This is a genomic window from Micromonospora sp. NPDC051300 (assembly GCF_044455315.1).
GTDB lineage: Bacteria > Actinomycetota > Actinomycetes > Mycobacteriales > Micromonosporaceae > Micromonospora > Micromonospora robiginosa.
In genome coordinates this window covers 91,558-107,761 of sequence record NZ_JBITEP010000012.1, presented here as the reverse complement: position 1 = coordinate 107,761, position 16,204 = coordinate 91,558, and the positions used below count along the sequence as shown (strand labels likewise).

General features: G+C 73.4%; 15 protein-coding genes, 1 pseudogene and 1 riboswitch. Of the genes and pseudogenes, 11 read left to right on the top strand and 5 right to left on the bottom strand.

The features are described 5' to 3' along the window. Positions 1 to 21 precede the first annotated feature (21 nt). A complete protein-coding gene (locus ACIA5A_RS15950; RefSeq protein ID WP_396762024.1) occupies positions 22 to 1,362 on the bottom strand; it encodes a C39 family peptidase in 1,341 nt (446 codons plus the stop codon). 206 nt (positions 1,363 to 1,568) lie between these two features. Here ACIA5A_RS15950 and ACIA5A_RS15945 point away from each other — a divergent pair. The 4 genes and pseudogenes from ACIA5A_RS15945 to ACIA5A_RS15930 all read left to right on the top strand — a co-directional run. Further along, positions 1,569 to 2,879 (top strand): annotated as a pseudogene (locus ACIA5A_RS15945) (M14 family metallopeptidase); the annotation flags it as partial. Between the two features lie 120 nt (positions 2,880 to 2,999). Then, a riboswitch (cobalamin riboswitch) is annotated at positions 3,000 to 3,093 on the top strand. Positions 3,094 to 3,199: 106 nt separating this feature from the next. Further along, positions 3,200 to 4,132, top strand: a complete 933-nt coding sequence (locus ACIA5A_RS15940) for an ABC transporter substrate-binding protein (RefSeq protein ID WP_396762021.1) — start codon at positions 3,200 to 3,202, stop codon at positions 4,130 to 4,132. A 26-nt stretch (positions 4,133 to 4,158) separates the two neighbouring features. Next, positions 4,159 to 5,289 carry a FecCD family ABC transporter permease gene (locus ACIA5A_RS15935; RefSeq protein ID WP_396762241.1) on the top strand — a complete coding sequence of 377 codons (1,131 nt, stop codon included), beginning with the start codon at positions 4,159 to 4,161 and terminating at the stop codon, positions 5,287 to 5,289. Beyond that, positions 5,286 to 6,062, top strand: coding sequence for an ABC transporter ATP-binding protein (locus ACIA5A_RS15930; RefSeq protein ID WP_396762018.1), 777 nt, complete (start codon positions 5,286 to 5,288; stop codon positions 6,060 to 6,062). Before ACIA5A_RS15935 ends, ACIA5A_RS15930 begins: the two co-directional genes overlap by 4 nt. Positions 6,063 to 6,151: 89 nt before the next feature. Here the strand turns inward: ACIA5A_RS15930 and ACIA5A_RS15925 are convergent, their stop codons facing one another. From ACIA5A_RS15925 to ACIA5A_RS15915, 3 genes are all read right to left on the bottom strand, one after another. Beyond that, positions 6,152 to 6,910 carry a VOC family protein gene (locus tag ACIA5A_RS15925; protein WP_396762015.1) on the bottom strand — a complete coding sequence of 253 codons (759 nt, stop codon included), beginning with the start codon at positions 6,908 to 6,910 and terminating at the stop codon, positions 6,152 to 6,154. A gap of 94 nt (positions 6,911 to 7,004) precedes the next feature. Beyond that, entirely contained in the window at positions 7,005 to 7,742 is a 738-nt protein-coding gene (locus tag ACIA5A_RS15920; protein ID WP_396762012.1) for an ABC transporter permease, read from the bottom strand. A 9-nt stretch (positions 7,743 to 7,751) separates the two neighbouring features. Then, positions 7,752 to 8,639, bottom strand: coding sequence for an ABC transporter ATP-binding protein (locus ACIA5A_RS15915; RefSeq protein ID WP_396762009.1), 888 nt, complete (start codon positions 8,637 to 8,639; stop codon positions 7,752 to 7,754). A gap of 148 nt (positions 8,640 to 8,787) precedes the next feature. Between ACIA5A_RS15915 and ACIA5A_RS15910 the strand changes: the two genes are divergently transcribed. The 4 genes from ACIA5A_RS15910 to ACIA5A_RS15895 are packed head-to-tail and all read left to right on the top strand — an operon-like array spanning position 8,788 to position 11,011. Further along, positions 8,788 to 9,108, top strand: a complete 321-nt coding sequence (locus tag ACIA5A_RS15910; protein ID WP_091062889.1) for a type VII secretion target — start codon at positions 8,788 to 8,790, stop codon at positions 9,106 to 9,108. Between the two features lie 9 nt (positions 9,109 to 9,117). Then, positions 9,118 to 10,044 (top strand): WXG100 family type VII secretion target, encoded by a 927-nt coding sequence (locus tag ACIA5A_RS15905; protein WP_396762005.1) that lies wholly within the window; start codon positions 9,118 to 9,120, stop codon positions 10,042 to 10,044. A 9-nt stretch (positions 10,045 to 10,053) separates the two neighbouring features. Next, positions 10,054 to 10,407 (top strand): YbaB/EbfC family nucleoid-associated protein, encoded by a 354-nt coding sequence (locus ACIA5A_RS15900; protein ID WP_091062885.1) that lies wholly within the window; start codon positions 10,054 to 10,056, stop codon positions 10,405 to 10,407. 4 nt (positions 10,408 to 10,411) lie between these two features. Beyond that, positions 10,412 to 11,011 carry a hypothetical protein gene (locus ACIA5A_RS15895; protein WP_396762002.1) on the top strand — a complete coding sequence of 200 codons (600 nt, stop codon included), beginning with the start codon at positions 10,412 to 10,414 and terminating at the stop codon, positions 11,009 to 11,011. Positions 11,012 to 11,068: 57 nt separating this feature from the next. Here the strand turns inward: ACIA5A_RS15895 and ACIA5A_RS15890 are convergent, their stop codons facing one another. Further along, positions 11,069 to 13,141 (bottom strand): HelD family protein, encoded by a 2,073-nt coding sequence (locus ACIA5A_RS15890; protein ID WP_396761999.1) that lies wholly within the window; start codon positions 13,139 to 13,141, stop codon positions 11,069 to 11,071. A 206-nt stretch (positions 13,142 to 13,347) separates the two neighbouring features. Here ACIA5A_RS15890 and ACIA5A_RS15885 point away from each other — a divergent pair, with 206 nt between their 5' ends. The 3 genes from ACIA5A_RS15885 (at position 13,348) to ACIA5A_RS15875 (ending at position 16,197) form a co-directional block, all read left to right on the top strand. Then, the gene (locus ACIA5A_RS15885; RefSeq protein WP_396761996.1) at positions 13,348 to 13,929 is read left to right on the top strand and encodes an ArsR/SmtB family transcription factor; all 582 of its coding nucleotides are present in this window, start codon (positions 13,348 to 13,350) and stop codon (positions 13,927 to 13,929) included. A 45-nt stretch (positions 13,930 to 13,974) separates the two neighbouring features. Continuing rightward, a complete protein-coding gene (locus tag ACIA5A_RS15880; protein ID WP_396761993.1) occupies positions 13,975 to 15,222 on the top strand; it encodes an MFS transporter in 1,248 nt (415 codons plus the stop codon). A gap of 123 nt (positions 15,223 to 15,345) precedes the next feature. Continuing rightward, positions 15,346 to 16,197 carry a menaquinone biosynthetic enzyme MqnA/MqnD family protein gene (locus tag ACIA5A_RS15875; RefSeq protein WP_181571298.1) on the top strand — a complete coding sequence of 284 codons (852 nt, stop codon included), beginning with the start codon at positions 15,346 to 15,348 and terminating at the stop codon, positions 16,195 to 16,197. The last annotated feature ends 7 nt before the right edge of the window (positions 16,198 to 16,204 follow it).

Genomic DNA, 16,204 nt, shown 5'->3' with positions numbered 1-16,204 from the left:
GCAGGGGCCCCTCCTTTCAGCTCACCAGTTGGTGGAGCCGGGGACCGTCGGCCACCGCCTGTCGGTCGGCTTGATCAGGTACGCGATGCCGCCGGATCCGGAGGCCACCGTGCCGTTGGCCCGGTAGCGCTTGGTGCGCAGCCAGATCTGCTCGAACTGCTCGCGCTTGTAGACGTTGCGGACCGCGTCGTTCGACGACGACGCCGGGTCGTTGACGATCACGTCACCGTCGGCGGTGAAGCCGACGATCACGAACAGGTGCCCGGAGGTGCCGTAGTTGGCGCCGTCCAGCTCGCTGGCGAGGAACGACTGCGAGGTGACCACCGGGATTCCGGCGGCGATGAACCGCTCCGCCTCGTCCAGCGAGTGCAGGCGGGTGACCCGCGCCTCCAGGCCGGGGAAGCCTGCCGCGTACGCGGTGTTGAACGGCCAGTTGCCGGCGCCCTCGTACTCGTGGTCGTAGGTCATCCGGGCCGCGTGGTCGACGGTCGGGTCGGCGTAGGAGGGGTCGACCCAGGAGGTGTCCTCGGCCGAGGGCTTGCGGCCCCAGTACTCGACCACCATCTCGGTCGAGGTGGGCGAGCACCAGGCCTCGCCGCCGCCGTCGTACTCCGGGTACTCGCCGATGTGGACGTTCTGCGAGTAGCGGGGCACGGCCAGCTCGGTGCCCCAGGCGATGCCGCCCCGGCTCGGCGTGACGGTGAACCGGTCCGGCACGTTCGAGGCCATCGCGCCGAGCATCCGCACCTGCGGCGCGGCGGCCTGGCCGGGCGCGCGGTAGAGCGTCAGCCGGAGCTGGTACGACCGCAGCAGCACCCCGGCCGAGGCGTCGTCGATGGAGAAGGTGTCGGTCCAGATGCTCGACCAGGGGTCGCCCTGGCCGTCCAGGGTGGACCGCTTGATGTCCTGGTCGCCGGAGGCCCAGCGACCCATGACGTACCACGGGGTGTGTTCCCCGGTGGAGTAGGTGCCGTTCAGCTCGACCTGGATCCAGGTGCCGGCCGGGGTGCTGGCGTTCCAGGACGCGACCAGTTCGGTGGCGTCGAAGCCGATCCGCCGCTCGGGCGAGGTCCAGGTGGCGTACTCCCAGGTGCGGGTGGCGCCGGTGTGCTCGTCGGTGAACTCGGTGGTGCCGGCGGGGCGGGCGATGGTCAGCGCGGGGTGCCGGCCCGGCACGGCTCGGGTGCCCTGGTGCGTGCCGCCGCGCCAGTCGGGGTAGCGGGAGAACTCCTGGAAGGTGATCTGCTCGTCGTGCGTGACGCCCGGGCGCGGGGCGTGTGCCTGGGCTGGTGCGGTGGTGCCGAGGAGGGTGAGCGCGGTCAGGCCGGCGAGGGCGACCGTACGCAGGGGTCTTCCGAACATGGCAGCTCCACAGGGAGACGGCATCGTTGCCGTTCACTGTCGCGCTTGGCGTGAAGTTTCGCCAGATGTTCAGGCATGGAAAATTATTGCCGGCGTGAGGATCCGGTCGGGATGGACCCAAAGAACGACAGATGTTGATATGACCATGTGACTCCTGGTGAAGTGTGCGGACAACGGGATCTCCCCGTACCCCGAGGAGGTTTTCCATGGCCCTCCGCTCGCTCCCGCCCCGCCGGCGGCTGGCGCTCGTCGCCGCCGTCGGCCTGACCCTCGTCGTCACCGCCGCCGCCCCGGCCGCCGCCCGCCCCACCCCGGACCGGGCCGGTGAACCGGCCGCCGTCGCCTACCGGGTGCTCGGCCCGCGGACCGTCGCCGACCGCACCGCCGTCTCCCGCACCGGCGCCGCCGTCGACTACTCCGAACACGGTGTGCTGCACGTCACCGCGACCACCGCCGAGGCCGCCGCGATCACCCGGCTCGGCTTCCGGCTGGAGAAGGACGTCGCCCCCGCGCCGGCCGGCGGCGCGACCGCGTACGCGTTCCCACCCGCCGACTCGAACTACCACGACTACGCCGAGCTGACCGCGGTGGTGAACAAGGTGGTCGCCGACCACCCGACGATCGCCCGCAAGCTCAGCATCGGCACGTCCTACCAGGGTCGGGACCTGATGGCCGTGAAGATCTCCGACAACGTCGGCACGGACGAGAACGAGCCGGAGATCCTGTTCAACGCCCAACAGCACGCCCGCGAGCACCTGACCGTCGAGATGGCGATCTACCTGCTCAACCTCTTCACCGACAACTACGGCAGCGACTCCCGGATCACCAACATCGTCAACTCCCGGGAGATCTGGATCGTGCCGACCGTCAACCCGGACGGCAGCGAGTACGACATCGCCACCGGCTCCTACCGCTCCTGGCGGAAGAACCGGCAGCCCAACAGCGGCTCCACGTACGTCGGCACCGACCTGAACCGCAACTGGGGCTACCAGTGGGGCTGCTGCGGCGGCTCGTCCAGCTCCAAGTCGTCGGACACCTACCGTGGCCCGTCCGCCTTCTCCGCCCCGGAGACCGCCGCGCTGCGCACCTTCGTCAACAGCCGGGTCGTCGGCGGCGTGCAGCAGATCAAGGCGAACATCGACTTCCACACCTATTCCCAGTTGGTGCTCTGGCCGTACGGCTACACGTACAGCAACACCGCCACCGGGATGACCGCCGACCAGTACAACACCTTCGCCACCATCGGGCAGCAGATGGCGGCGAGCAACGGCTACACCCCGGAACAGTCGAGCGACCTCTACATCGCCGACGGCACCAGCATCGACTGGATGTGGGGCACCCACAAGATCTGGGCGTACACCTTCGAGATGTACCCCGGCTCGGCGTCCGGCGGCGGGTTCTACCCGCCCGACGAGGTGATCCCGGCGCAGACCTCGCGCAACCGGGACGCCGTGCTGACGCTCTCCGAGTACGCCGACTGCCCGTACCGGGCGATCGGCAAGCAGAGCCAGTACTGCTGACCTCACCACAACGGTGGGGACCCCGGTCCCACCCCCATCGGGGTCCCCACCACCCCTCCCGTCCGGGCGATCTCCGCTGGTCGTGCGCTACCGTGGCACCGACCGTGCCACAGCGAAGCCGGTGTGAAACCGGCGCTGTCCCGCAACTGTGATGCCCCGTACGCGCGGCGTCGGCCTTCCGCCGACGCCGACGGACGTGGGACGAGCCAGGTCGCCTGCGGCCCGGTCGCGACATGCGCTCTCGAGGAAGGGCGCCTCGCGGACGGGCCTTCCACCTGTCGGCGAAGCACCACGCTCCTCGACCGACAGGAGGACCTGTGACCCGACGTACCCCCCGGCTCTTCGCCGCCGCGCTCGCGGCCGGCGCGCTGCTTCTCGGCGGCTGCGCCGAGAAGACCTCGAACGACACCCCCGCCACCGGCGCCTCCGGCGGCGCCTTCCCGGTCAGCGTCGGCAACCTGACTCTGGAGAAGCGTCCCGAGAAGATCGTCTCGCTCTCGCCCACCTCGACCGAGATGCTGTTCGCCGTCGGCGCCGGCAAGCAGGTCACCGCCGTGGACGACCAGTCGAACTACCCGGCGGACGCGCCCAAGAGCGACCTCTCCGGCTACCAGCCGAACGCCGAGGCGATCGCCGCGAAGAGCCCCGACCTGGTGGTGATCGCCAACGACACCAACAAGATCGCCAGCCAGCTCGTCGCGTTGAAGATCCCGGTCCTGCTCGCCCCGGCCGCGGCCACGCTCGACGACACCTACCGCCAGCTCACCGACCTGGGCAAGCTCACCGGCCACCCGGCCGAGGCGGACGCCGTGGTGCGGAAGATGAAGGACGACATCACCGCGATCACCAAGGATCTGCCCAAGCGCGCCGAGAAGCTGACCTACTACCACGAGCTGGGCCCGGAGCTGTACAGCGCCACCAGCAAGACCTTCATCGGCACCATCTACGCCCTCGCGGGCCTGACGAACATCGCCGACCCGGCCGACGCCGGTGGCAAGAGCGGCGGCTACCCGCAGCTCTCCCAGGAGGTCATCGTCAAGGCCAACCCCGACTTCGTCTTCCTGGCCGACACCAAGTGCTGCCAGCAGAGCGCGGACACGGTCAAGGCGCGCAGCGGCTGGGCCGGTGTCACCGCCGTCAAGAACAACCAGGTCGTGGCGCTCGACGACGACGTCGCCTCGCGCTGGGGCCCGCGCGTGGTCGACCTGCTCAAGGTGATCGTCGACGCCACCGCCAAGGTCCCGGCCTGACCGTGGCCGTACGACCGGTGGACCCCGTGCCGGCCGGGACGCCCGACGCGTCCCGGCCGGCCGGCCGGCTGCCCCGCCCCCGTCGGGGCGCCGCCCGCGCCGACGCCCCGGCCCGCCCCGCCCGGCTGCGGAAACGCTGGCTCCTCGCCGGCCTGGCGGCGGTGCTCGTCGCGCTGGTGGCCGGCGTCTCCCTCGGCCCGGTCAGCCTGCCGCCCGGCAGCGTCGCCGCCGAACTGCTCAACCTGCTGCCCGGAGTGCACCTGGACAGCGGGCTCACCGAGCGGGAGGTCGCCATCGTCACCGAGCTGCGCCTGCCCCGGGTGGTGCTCGGCCTGCTCGTCGGCGCGCTGCTCGCCCTGGCCGGCGGCTGCTACCAGGGCGTGTTCCGCAACCCGCTGGCCGACCCGTACCTGCTCGGGGTGGCCGCCGGGGCCGGGTTCGCGGTCACCGTGGCGATCGTGCTCGGCGCCGGGGCCGGCGGGGCGCTGACCGGGCTGCCGGTCACCATCCCGCTCGCCGCGTTCGTCGGCTCGCTCGGCGCGGTCGTGCTGACCTACCTGCTCGGCGTCGCCGGCGGGCGGGACCGCTCCCCGGCCGCGCTGATCCTGGCCGGGGTGGCGGTCTCGGCGTTCTTCTCCGCCGGGCAGACCTACTTGCTGCAACAGCACTCCGACACCATCCAGCAGGTCTACTCCTGGCTGCTCGGCCGGCTGGCCACCGCCGGCTGGCACGACGTGCTGCTGGTCCTGCCCTACTTCGTGCTCACCGCCGTGGTGGTGCTGCTGCACCGGCGCGAGCTGGACGTGCTCTCCGTCGGCGACGACGAGGCCACCAGCCTCGGGCTGCACCCGCAGCGCTCCCGCTACCTGCTGATCGTCGCCGCCTCGCTCGGCACCGCCGCCGCGGTCTCCGCCTCCGGCCTGATCGGCTTCGTCGGCATCATCGTGCCGCACACCGTCCGGCTGTTGGCCGGCGCCAGCCATCGGGTGATCCTGCCGCTGTCCATGCTCTTCGGCGGCGCGTTCCTCGCACTGACCGACGTGGTGGCCCGCACCGCCGCCGCCCCGGCCGAGATCCCGATCGGCGTGGTCACCGCGGTGCTCGGCGGCCCGTTCTTCGTGCTGATCCTGCGTACCGCCCGCGGGGTGCGGGCGTGAGCGCGGCCGTCGAGGTGCGGGACCTGCGGGTGGAGCTGGGTGGCAGCCCGGTCCTGGCCGGCGTCGACCTGACCGTCGCGGTCGGCGAGTGGGTCACCGTCATCGGCCCCAACGGCGCCGGCAAGTCGACCCTGCTGCGCGCCGTCGGCGGCCTGCTGTCCGCGCCGGGCGCCGTCTCCCTCTTCGGTACGCCGATCCACGCGCTGCGCCGCCGCGACCGGGCCCGGGTGGTGGCCACGGTGGCGCAGTCGCCCGTGGTGCCGGCCGGCATGGCCGTCTTCGACTACGTCCTGCTGGGGCGCACCCCGTACATGCCGCCGCTGGGTCGGGAGTCCGCCGCCGACGTGGCCGCCGTGCACGAGGTGCTGGACCGGCTCGACCTGGGCGGGTTCGGCCGCCGCGAGCTGGCCACCCTCTCCGGCGGGGAGCGGCAGCGGGTGTTCCTGGCCCGGGCGCTGGCCCAGGGCGCCACCCTGCTGCTGCTCGACGAGCCGACCAGCGCGCTGGACATCGGGCACCAGCAGGAGGTGCTGGAGCTGGTCGACCAGCTCCGCCGCGAGCACGACCTGACCGTGCTCGCCACCATGCACGACCTCTCCATCGCCGGCGAGTACGCCGACCGCCTGGTGCTGCTCGCCGACGGCCGGGTGGCCGCCGCCGGCGCGCCCGGCGAGGTGCTCACCGAGGAACTGCTGGCCCGCCACTACCGGGCTCACGTCCGGGTGATCCCCGGCCCGCACGGCCCGCACGTGGTCCCCCTCCGCCGCGGTTAGTGGGAAGGAGGGGCCCCCTCTTAACACCTCGGTGTGAGAAGGGGCCCCCTCTATACCGGAGGCGTTAACAGGGGGCCCCTCCTTACACCTCAGCGGAGGGTGGAGACGGAGAACAGCGCGCCCTGGGGGTCGCGGAGCGCGGCGGACCGGCCGGCCGGGTTGTCCCGGGGCGGCACCAGGATGGTCCCGCCCAGCTCGGCCGCCCGCGCGGCGGTGGCGTCGGTGTCCTCCACCGCGAAGTACACCGTCCAGTACGCCGGCAGGTCCGCCGGCAGCGGCTCGGCCCGCGGCTGCATGCCGGCGACGATGCGGGCCCCGCAGCGCCACCCGACGTAGGGGATCGATTCGTCCGGCCGGTCCTCGGCGTGCCAGCCGAAGACCAGCGCGTAGAACTCCCGAGCCCCGTCCGGGTCGGGGGTGACCAGCTCGTTCCAGCACATCGCGCCGGGCGCGTTGAACAGTTCCGCCCCGCGCATCGCCATCGGCTGCCAGACGCTGAACACCGCGCCGGCCGGATCGGCGAGCACCGCCATCCGCCCCTGCCCGCTGACGTCGAACGGTGACACCAGCACCTGCCCGCCGGCGGCCTCCACCCGGGTCGCGACCAGGTCGGCGTCGTCGGTCGCCACGTACGTGGACCAGATCGGCACCTGGTCGGGGGTCGATGGCGGGCCCGCTCCGGCGACGGCCCGGCCGTCCTTGCAGAAGACGGTGTAGCCGCCGGCGTCCGGCACGGTGGAGACCCGCCCGGTCCAGCCGAACAGCTCCGGATAGAACCGTTTCGCGTCCTCCAGGCCGGGGGTGGCCAGGTCGGTCCAGCAGGGTGTGCCGGGCTCGACGCCGTTCACGGTGACCCCTCTCGCCGGGAGCGGCCCCGCTGGCCCGCCCTGCCGGCATCGTGGCACCGCCCGGTCGGCCCCCGGGCCGGAACCGGACAAAAGGTCAGGTGAAGCGGCGTCCCTCGTCCCGCCGGTAGGCCCAGCCGGCGACCGCGGCGAGCACCAGCACCCAGACCACCAGCATCACCAGCGCCTTCGGGTCGGGATCCCAGTCGGCGACCGCCGCCCACATCAGCTCCACAGCGCCCCGGGTCGGCAGGTAGGGCGCGACCGCCTTGACGAAGCCGGGCGCGTCGTCCGGCGCGGAGAGCAGGCCACCGCCGAACGCCAGCGGAAAGAAGAGCACCTGCGCCACCACGATCGCCGCCTTGCTCGGCAGCGAATAGCCGATCGCCAGGCCGAGCAGGGTGAACGGCACCGAGATCACGGCGACCGCGGCCAGCCCGAGCAGGAACTGCGCCGCGGTCACCCGCGCCTCGGTGGCCACCGCGGCGATCACCACCACCGGCACCATCGACAGGTACGTCAGGACCAGACCGGCCAGGATCCGTCCGGTCAGCCGCGGGGTGGGCCCGGCCGGCAGGGTCCTGGTGTACGGGTTCCAGGGCTGGTCGCGGTCCTCGGCGACGCCCACGCCGTACTGGAAGATGTTGGCGCTCATGGTCGCGAACGTGACCATCGCGGCGGTGGCGTAGGTGGCGCCGGTGGGGTCGTCGCCGGCGAACGGCACCACGAAGAAGAGCATCGACGCGGCGGGGAAGAACGCGCTGCCGACCACCGCCACCGGGATGCGGACGATCTCCAGGAGCTGGTAGCGGGCGTGGACGAGGGCGAGCGGCACGGCGTGCTCCTAGACGGGGGTGGGCGCGGGCCGGTCGTCGGCCGTGATGGCGAGGAACGCCTCCTCCAGCGAGGTGGGGCGCACCTCCAGGTCGTGGAACGCCACCCCGGCGGCGACCAGGTCCCGGACGAGCTGGTCGGCGTCGGTGGTGAGCAGGTGGACCCGCCCGTCCGCGCGTTCGGTGGCGACCACCCCGGGCAGTGCCGGCAGGTCGTCGGCGACCAGGCTGACCCGGCGTACGCCGACGATGCCACGGACCGCCGCCACCGAGTCGTCGGCGAGCACCCGACCGTGGCCGATCACCACCACCCGCTGGGCCAGCGCCTCCACCTCCTCCAAGTAGTGGCTGCTCAGCAGCACGGTGCCGCCCTCGGCGTGGAAGCCGCGGATCGACTCCCAGAGCACGTGCCGCGCCTCGACGTCCAGCCCGGTGGTCGGTTCGTCGAGCAGCACCAGCCGGGGTCGGCCGACGAACGCCAGCGCGACCGCCAGCCGGCGGCGTTGCCCGCCGGAGAGGCCACCGGTCTGCCGGCGGGCCTGGTCGGCGAGGCCGAACCGGTCGAGCAGCTCGGCCCGGGGGACCGGGTCCGGGTAGTGGGCGGAGACGAAGTCGACCACCTCACCGACGCGCAGCGTGCCGGGCAGCCCGGTCTCCTGCGGGGTCACCCCGAGGTGCCGCCGGCTCGCCGGGTCACGCGGGTCGCCGCCGAGCAGCTCGACCCGGCCGGCGGTGGGGCGGCGCAGCCCCACCAGCAGGTTGATGAGTGTGCTCTTGCCGGCGCCGTTGGGCCCGAGCAGGCCGACCAGCTCGCCGGCCCGGACGGTCAGGTCGACCCGGTCCAGCGCCAGCACCTCGCCGTAGCGGCGGCTGACCTGTTCGGCGCGGGCCAGGATCATGGTGGCTCCTCGTGCGGCGGGGCGTGCCTCCCCTGTCTACCGTGCCGGCGCCATTCGCACCGCCCCCTGCGGGGGTGCGCGCATCCCCTAGTCTGTGGACGCCGTCGACGACGGCGACAGTTTTCCGACCGGACACTGGGGAGGGTCCGTGACCAGTCCGAGCAGGAATCTCGACGTCCAGCCGGAGGCGTTGACGGCGTTCGCCGCCGCCTCCCGGGACCGGGCCACCCGGTTCCGCGAGCTGCACCGGGTGTTCCGCGACGGGCACGTGGCCCGACACTCCTTCGGCGTGATGCCCGCGTCGTTCAGCCTGGCCGCCGCCTACGCGGAGCAGTTCGAGGCCTGTCTGCAGGGGCTGGAGGAGGGCGCCGAGGTGATGGCCGACATCGCCGAGGGGATGACCGACACCGCCGACGCCTACACCGGCACCGACGTGGCCACCACCGACATGTTCACGCCGGGCGCCTGAGGGGGCGGAATGAGCACCGAGGCGCTTCAGCGCAACAAGACCTACTTCGAGCAGATCGTGTCGGGCACGCCCGACCCGTTCAAGCCGCTCTCCAACGCGGTGCTGTGGCCGTTCGAGCAGTTGCTGGAGCTGGTCGCCGGTGAGCCGGACGACCTGATGCAGGCCGCCCAGTTGGCGCTGACCACCGGCGAGGCGGTCCGGCGGATCGCCGGTGACCAGGTCGCCGACCGGGCCCGGCTGCGCGGCGCGTGGGACGGGGACGCGGCGGAGAAGTTCCACGCCTCGATGGAGTCCGTCGAGGAGGCGATCGAGGAGCTGGCCAAGGGGCTGGACGGCACCAAGGAGGTGCTCGTCGACGCGGCGAACGCGGCGGTCGACGCGTTCAACCTGCTGGTCGAGCTGATCCTGGAGTTCCTGCTCTGGTTCCTGACCGAGGTGATCATCGCGGCGGTGGCGGCCGCGCTCAGTGCCGGCGTGACCCTGGCGGCCACCGTGGTGCGGGTGCTGGCCCGGCTGGCCACCACGGTCGGCCGCATGGTCAAGATCGTGGCGCGCTTCGCGGAGATCCTCACCAAGCTGGTCACCAAGCTGGAGAAGGTCGCCGAGCTGCTCACCCGCTACCGCAAGCTGGTGATGGAGCTGCGCAAGGCCAAGAAGGCGTACAAGGCGTGGAACAAGTCCGGTTACTCGAAGGAGGCGTTCGCCTTCAAGATGAGACGGACCGCGATCCTGTTCCCCGGCAAGTTCGCCATCAACCAGGCGTCCCCGGTGAACATCCCGGGCATCGGCGGGGCCCTGCTGGACACCGGCGTCGGCCTGCACGACGTCTCCGACGGCCACAAGGACCGCAACTACCTGGTCGACGGCACCTACCGCGAGGATCTCGGCCCCTACACCAGGGGTGTGCAGAACGTGTTCGACTCGATCGTGAACTGAGAGGCAGCCATGACGTTCCCGGCCCTGGACCGGATCGAGGCGCTGGCCCGCAACCTGGACGGGTGGCAGCGTGAGCTCGGCGCGCGGATGGCCGAGCTGGAGCAGAGCAGCGCCGAGGGTGCGAGCGACTCCGGCCTGGTCACGGTGGTCGCCGCCGCCGACGGCAAGATCCTCTCCACCGAGATCAACGCGCGGGCCATGCGGTTCGACTCCTACACCCTGGCCGAGGAGTTCACCGCCGCCGCGAACCGGGCGCAGGAGGCCGCCGCCGCCCGGGTGCGCGAGATCGTCGGCGAGGTGATGGGCAACGCCCCGGCCGCGGAGCGCCGCGCCGACGACGGCTACGGCCACGACCGATACTGAGCCGATGGACGAGACCAGATACCGCGAGGCGATCGACCGGCTCATCGAGCCGGGTGAGCGGGTGCTGGCCCAGGCCAAGGCGGATGTCGGCGGCGGTCTCACCCCGCCACCGCCGCCCGAGCCGGCGCCGGCCGCCGGTCCGGGCCGGCGGACCGTCGGCTCGGTGCTGCTGAACGTGCTCCTGCCGCTGGCCACCTGGGAGCGCGGCGACCGTCTCGTCGACCTGGTCGGCTGGGGCATCGCCGGTCGCGGCGCGCCCGGCTCGGCCGCGTCCCGGCTGCACCGGGCGATCAGCCCGTCCGGGCCGGACGTCCAGGTGCGGGACACCCTGCTCGCGGTCACCGACAGGCGGTTGCTCGTCTGTCGCACCGGTGGCGTGAAGCTGCTGGGCGGGCGCGACGCCGAGGAGCGGGCGCTCGCCGAGACCGAGGTCGTCTGGGCCGTCGGGCGCGCCGAGGTGGCGTCCGCGCGGGTCGGCTGGCACCGGCTCAACCCGAAGCGCCTGCGTCTCACGTTCGTCGACGGCTCGTGGCTCGCCTTCACCGTGCCGATCGCCGAGTCGGGCGCCCCGCTGCGCGCCGTCGCCGCCGCGCTCGCGGCCTGAGCCGCCACCGCGCGTCAGCCGTGCCGCGTGTCCACCGGCAGGGCGACGTGCCGCCGGTCAGGCGGCCAGTGGCGCGGGCAGCGGCTCGCGGTGCAGCACCGCCAGCCGGGAGACCGCCCGGGTCAGCACCACGTAGAGCCGGTGCAGGCCACGCGGCTCGGCGGCCACGATCGCGGCCGGCTCGACCACCACCACGTGGTCGTACTCCAGGCCCTTGACCAGCGTCGCCGGCACCACGGTGACGCGCGCCGCGGCCTCGACGTCGTCCACGGTCGCGGTGGCCACGCCCGCGTCGGCGAGCGCCGCGCGAAGCCGGTCCACCGCGTCGTCGGCCGCGATCACCCCGACCGAGCCGTCGTGGGCCAGCGCCGCCCGCACCTCGGCCACCGTCGCGGCCGTCAGGTCCTCGGCGGTACGCACGTCGAGCGCCCCGTCGTGGCGCAGCGACCGCGCGGCGGGCACGTCGACGGCGAGCGCGGGCAGCAGCCGGTTCGCGAACGCCACCACCGCGGCCGGCACCCGGAAGCCGACGCTCAGCGGCACCACCGCCGCGTCCGGCTTGCCCAGGTGGCTCAGCGACTCGCGCCAGTCGGTCGCCGCCCACGGCGCGGTGCCCTGGGCCAGGTCGCCGAGGAGCGTGATCGAGCCGTGTTCACTGCGGCGGGCGATGGCCCGGCACTGCATGGGGGAGAGGTCCTGCGCCTCGTCGACCACCACGTGACCGAAGCCGCCGGGCCGGTCCAGTAGCCCGGCGGCCTCGTCGATGAGCACGGCGTCCGCGGCGGTCCAGCGGGTCGCCTTCGGGGTACGCCCGACCTTGCCGGCCCGGAACAGCTCCTGCTCCTCGGCGGTGAGCAGCCCGTCGGCGGCCGCGGCGAGCGCGTCGGCGTCGGTGCGCAGGCGGTGCACCAGACCGTCCGGGGTGAGTGCCGGCCAGACGGCGTCGAGCAGGTCGGTGACCGGTTTGATCCGGCTCATCCGGCGCAGCCAGGCGTCGGACGGCGACTCGGCGCGGCGGGCCTCGGCCTGGCGTTGCAGCAGTCCCACCACCCGGGCCCGGACCCGGTCCCGGCCGGTGGTGTAGGGCAGGCCCTCCGCGCGGGTCTCGGCGACCACCCGGTGCAGCGGGTCGAGGCCGATCCGCCAGCGGAACGAGCCGTCCGAGACCATGATCGGCTCGGTCGGCGTACCGATGTGGGCGTCGACGGCGCGGCGCAGCACCTCGGCCATCCGGACGTCGTGCTTGAGCGCGGCGGCGGCCGGCTCGTCGACCGCGCGGACCGGCACCCGGGCGACCAGGTCCTCCACTGTCGCCTGCTCGACCTCGACCTCGCCGAGCGCGGGCAGCACCGCCGCGATGTACGACAGGAACGCGCGGTTCGGCCCGACGATCAGCACCCCCGAGCGGCGCAGCCGCTCCCGGTGCAGGTAGAGCAGGTAGGCGGCGCGGTGCAGCCCGACCGCCGTCTTGCCGGTGCCCGGCGCGCCCTGCACGCAGATCGAGTCGGCCAGGTCGGCCCGGACCAGCTCGTCCTGCTCGGGCTGGATGGTGGCGACGATGTCCCGCATCGGGCCGACGCGGGGGCGCTCGATCTCGGCGGTGAGGATCCGGCTGGCCGTGCCGAGTTCCTCGCCCCGGTCGAGGTGCTCGTCCTCGAAGCTGGTGAGCACGCCGGCGCTGAACCCGAACCGGCGGCGCACGGCGACGCCCTGCGGGTCGCGGGCGCTGGCCCGGTAGAACGATCGGGAGACCGGGGCCCGCCAGTCCAGCACCAGCGGCTCGCCCAACTCGTCGGTGACGTGTCGCCGCCCGACGTGGTAGTCGCGCCCGGCGTGGTCCGGGTCCTCGTCGCCGCTGTGCGGGCCGTCGGCGTTCCCGCCGAAGTCGAGCCGGCCGAAGAAAAGCGGGGTGGTCGGGTCGTCGGCCAGTTCCTTGACCCGCCGGGCCATGTGCCGGCCGAGTTGCTCGGCGGTGTAAGCGTCGCCGGCCACCTTGTCGCCGGTGGCGAAGAGCGACTCGGCGCGTTCCCGCATCCGCGTCAACGCGGCGCGGGAGGTGTCCAGGTGGGCGCGTTCGGCGACGAGCGCGGCGTCCAGGGTTGTCTCGTCTTCCAGTTCCGTTGCGGGCACTGTGAACTCCCAGGGCTCAACATGATGCTCGCTCGCGTGTCCGGGGCGGATGGCCTGCTCCCGGCGCGGGGACGTCCGCTGCGGTGCATGCTCACCTCGGCCGTCTGGCGGTCAACCACTATACGGAACCGCTCCGCGTCGACGCGCCCCCTTTACGTCGGGACCGGGGCGCTGCCCGCCGAACACCGACGCGGAATCATGGGGGCATGACCGAGGCGCGTCCGGAACAGCATCGGGTGACCATCAGCGACCCGCAGGTGATGCGGGCGCTCGCCCATCCCGCCCGCATGGCGATCATGGAACACCTGAGCGCGGAGGAGGGCGGCGCGACCGCCACCGAGTGCGCCGAGATCGCCGGCCTCTCGCCGAGCGCCACCAGCTACCACCTGCGCGAGTTGGCGAAGTTCGGCCTGGTGCGGGAGGCGGCCGGGCGGGGCGACGCGCGGGAGCGGGTCTGGGAGGCGGTGAACCCGTCGTACTCCGTCGAGGTGGGCCGGGACGCCGACCCGGAGTCGCACGCGGCCGAGGCGGCCCTGGTGGAGGCGCACCTGGTGCGGGACGCGCAGCGGGTCCGGGACTGGATGCGCCGGGCGCCGGACGAGTCGCGCGAGTGGTACGAGGCGACCTGGTTCAGCGACAGCGTGCTGCTGTTGACCGCCGAGGAGTTGGCCGAGCTGAACGAGGCGGTCCGGGCGCTGACGTCGCCGTACCGGCAGCGGACCCGGACCGACCCGCCGGCGGGCGCCCGGAGGGTGGCGGTGCAGTACCGGGCGATGCCCATCGATTGACGTACCGGGTTGCGGGAACCAGTTGTGAAGGATTATTTTCGAAGTATGTCCTTCACAACTGGCACCTCGCGCTGGCCGGACGTGTGGATCGCCGCCACCGCCCGGGGCGTCTCCAGCTGCGGTGACTTCCTCGCCGCCACCGCGCTGACGCTCGCGCTCCAGTCCGCCGGCGCGGGCGGCCTCGCCGTCTCCGGGCTGCTGCTCGCCGCGACACTGCCGCTCGTCGCGCTCGCCCCGCTGACCGGTCGACTCGCCGACCGGGTGGACAGCCGGGTCCTGCTGGTTACCACCGGTCTGGTCCAGGCCGCGATCTGCGTGGCGCTGGCGTACGCGACGGCGCCGCTCCTGGTCGTCGCGCTGGTAGCGCTGCTGGCGACCGGGCTGGCGATCACCCAGCCGGTGCTCGCCGCGCTGGTGCCGGTCATGGTCCGGGCCGAGGACCTGCCCCGGGCCGGCGCGCTCAACCAGACCGCCGGGACCCTGGGCGCGCTCGCCGGCCCCGCGCTGGCCGGGCTGCTCATCGGGCAGTTCGGCACCCGGGTGCCGCTGCTCGTCGACGCGGTCAGCTACCTCGCGCTGGTCACGGCCGCGCTGCTCATCCGTACCCGACGGGGCGGCCGGGCCACGGCGGCGGCCGGCGCCGCGTCGACCACGCCGGCCTGGCGACTGCGCCGCGACCCGCTGTTGATGGTCATGGTCGGCAGCGTGGCCGCGGTGGTCGGCGCGGTCGGCGCGATCAACGTGATCGAGGTCTTCTTCATCCGCGAGACGCTGGACAGCTCCACCACCGTCTACGGGCTGGTCACCGGCTCGTGGACGCTCGGCATCGTGGTCGGCGCCTGGGTGTTCGCCCGGGTCGCCCGCCGGCTCGCGGACGACGGCGCGCTGCTCGGCGCCGGCCTGGTGCTGCTCGGCGGCTGCTGCCTGGCCGTGCTCGCGTCGGCGGCGGTGCCGTCGGCATGGATCCTGGTGCCGATCTGGCTGCTCGGCGGCGTGGCCAACGGCGGCAACAACGTGTTCGGCAACCTGCTGCTGGCCCGGCGGGTGCCCGACGCGGCCCGGGGCCGGGCGTTCGCGGTCTTCGGCGCGGCGGTGCAGGGCGGCGGAATGGCCGGCTACCTGGTCGGCGGCCTGCTGATGGAGGTGGCCGAGCCCCGGCCTCTCGTCGCCGGCTGCGGGGTGGCCGGCCTGCTGGTCGTGGTGGCGCTGGCCTGGCCGGTCCGCCGCGCGGTACGCGCCGAGCGCGCCGCCGTGCCCGCCGCCGCACCGCCCCCGGTGGGGGTGGCCGGTTAGGAAGGGGCCCCTCCTCTACCGCAGGCGTTAAGCGGGGGCCCCTCCTTCCCCCCGGGTGGGGGATGGACCACTCCGGCGGCTCCCCGCGGGGCGGGGGGCGGGTGGCGGGGATACGGTCGGGGCATGGCCGACCGCATCGCCCGCCCCCGGGTGGGGCACATCCAGTTCCTCAACTGCCTGCCCATCTACTGGGGGCTGATGCGGTCCGGCGCCCTGCTCGACGTCGACCTGCACAAGGACTCGCCGGACAAGCTGAGCGCCGACCTGGTCCGCGGCGACCTCGACATCGGCCCGATCACGCTCGTGGAGTTCCTGAAGCACGCCGACGAGCTGCTGCTCCTGCCCGACCTGGCGGTCGGCAGCGACGGCCCGGTGCTCTCGGTCAATATGGTCTCCACCCGGCCGCTGGCCGAGCTGGACGGCGCCCGGGTGGCGCTGGGCTCCACCTCGCGCACCGGCGTGCTGCTGGCCCAGGTGCTGCTCGCCGAGCGCTACGGGGTGCGCCCGGAATACTTCCGCTGCCCGCCGGACCTGACCCAGATGCTGCTGGAGGCCGAGGCGGGGGTGCTGATCGGCGACGTGGCGCTGCGCGCGCTCTACGAGGCGCCCGGCAAGGGCCTCGCGGTGACCGACCTCGGGCAGGCCTGGCACGAGTGGACCGGGCTGCCGATGGTGTTCGCGGTCTGGGCGGTCCGTCGTGACTTCGCCGCCGCCCACCCGGGCCTGGTCAAGGAGGTGCACGAGGCGTTCCTGCGCTCGCGTGACCTGTGCCTGGCCGAGCTGGACCAGGTGGCCGAGGCGGCGGCCCGCTGGGAGCCGTTCGACGCGGCCACCCTCGCGACCTACTTCCGCACGCTCGACTTCTCGCTGGGCGAGCGGCAGGTCGCCGGGCTGCGCGAGTTCGCCCGCCGGGCCGCCGCCTACGGCGAGGTGCCCGCGTTGCCGTCGGGTGGGCCGGAGTTCTTCCAGGGCTGAGCGAGCG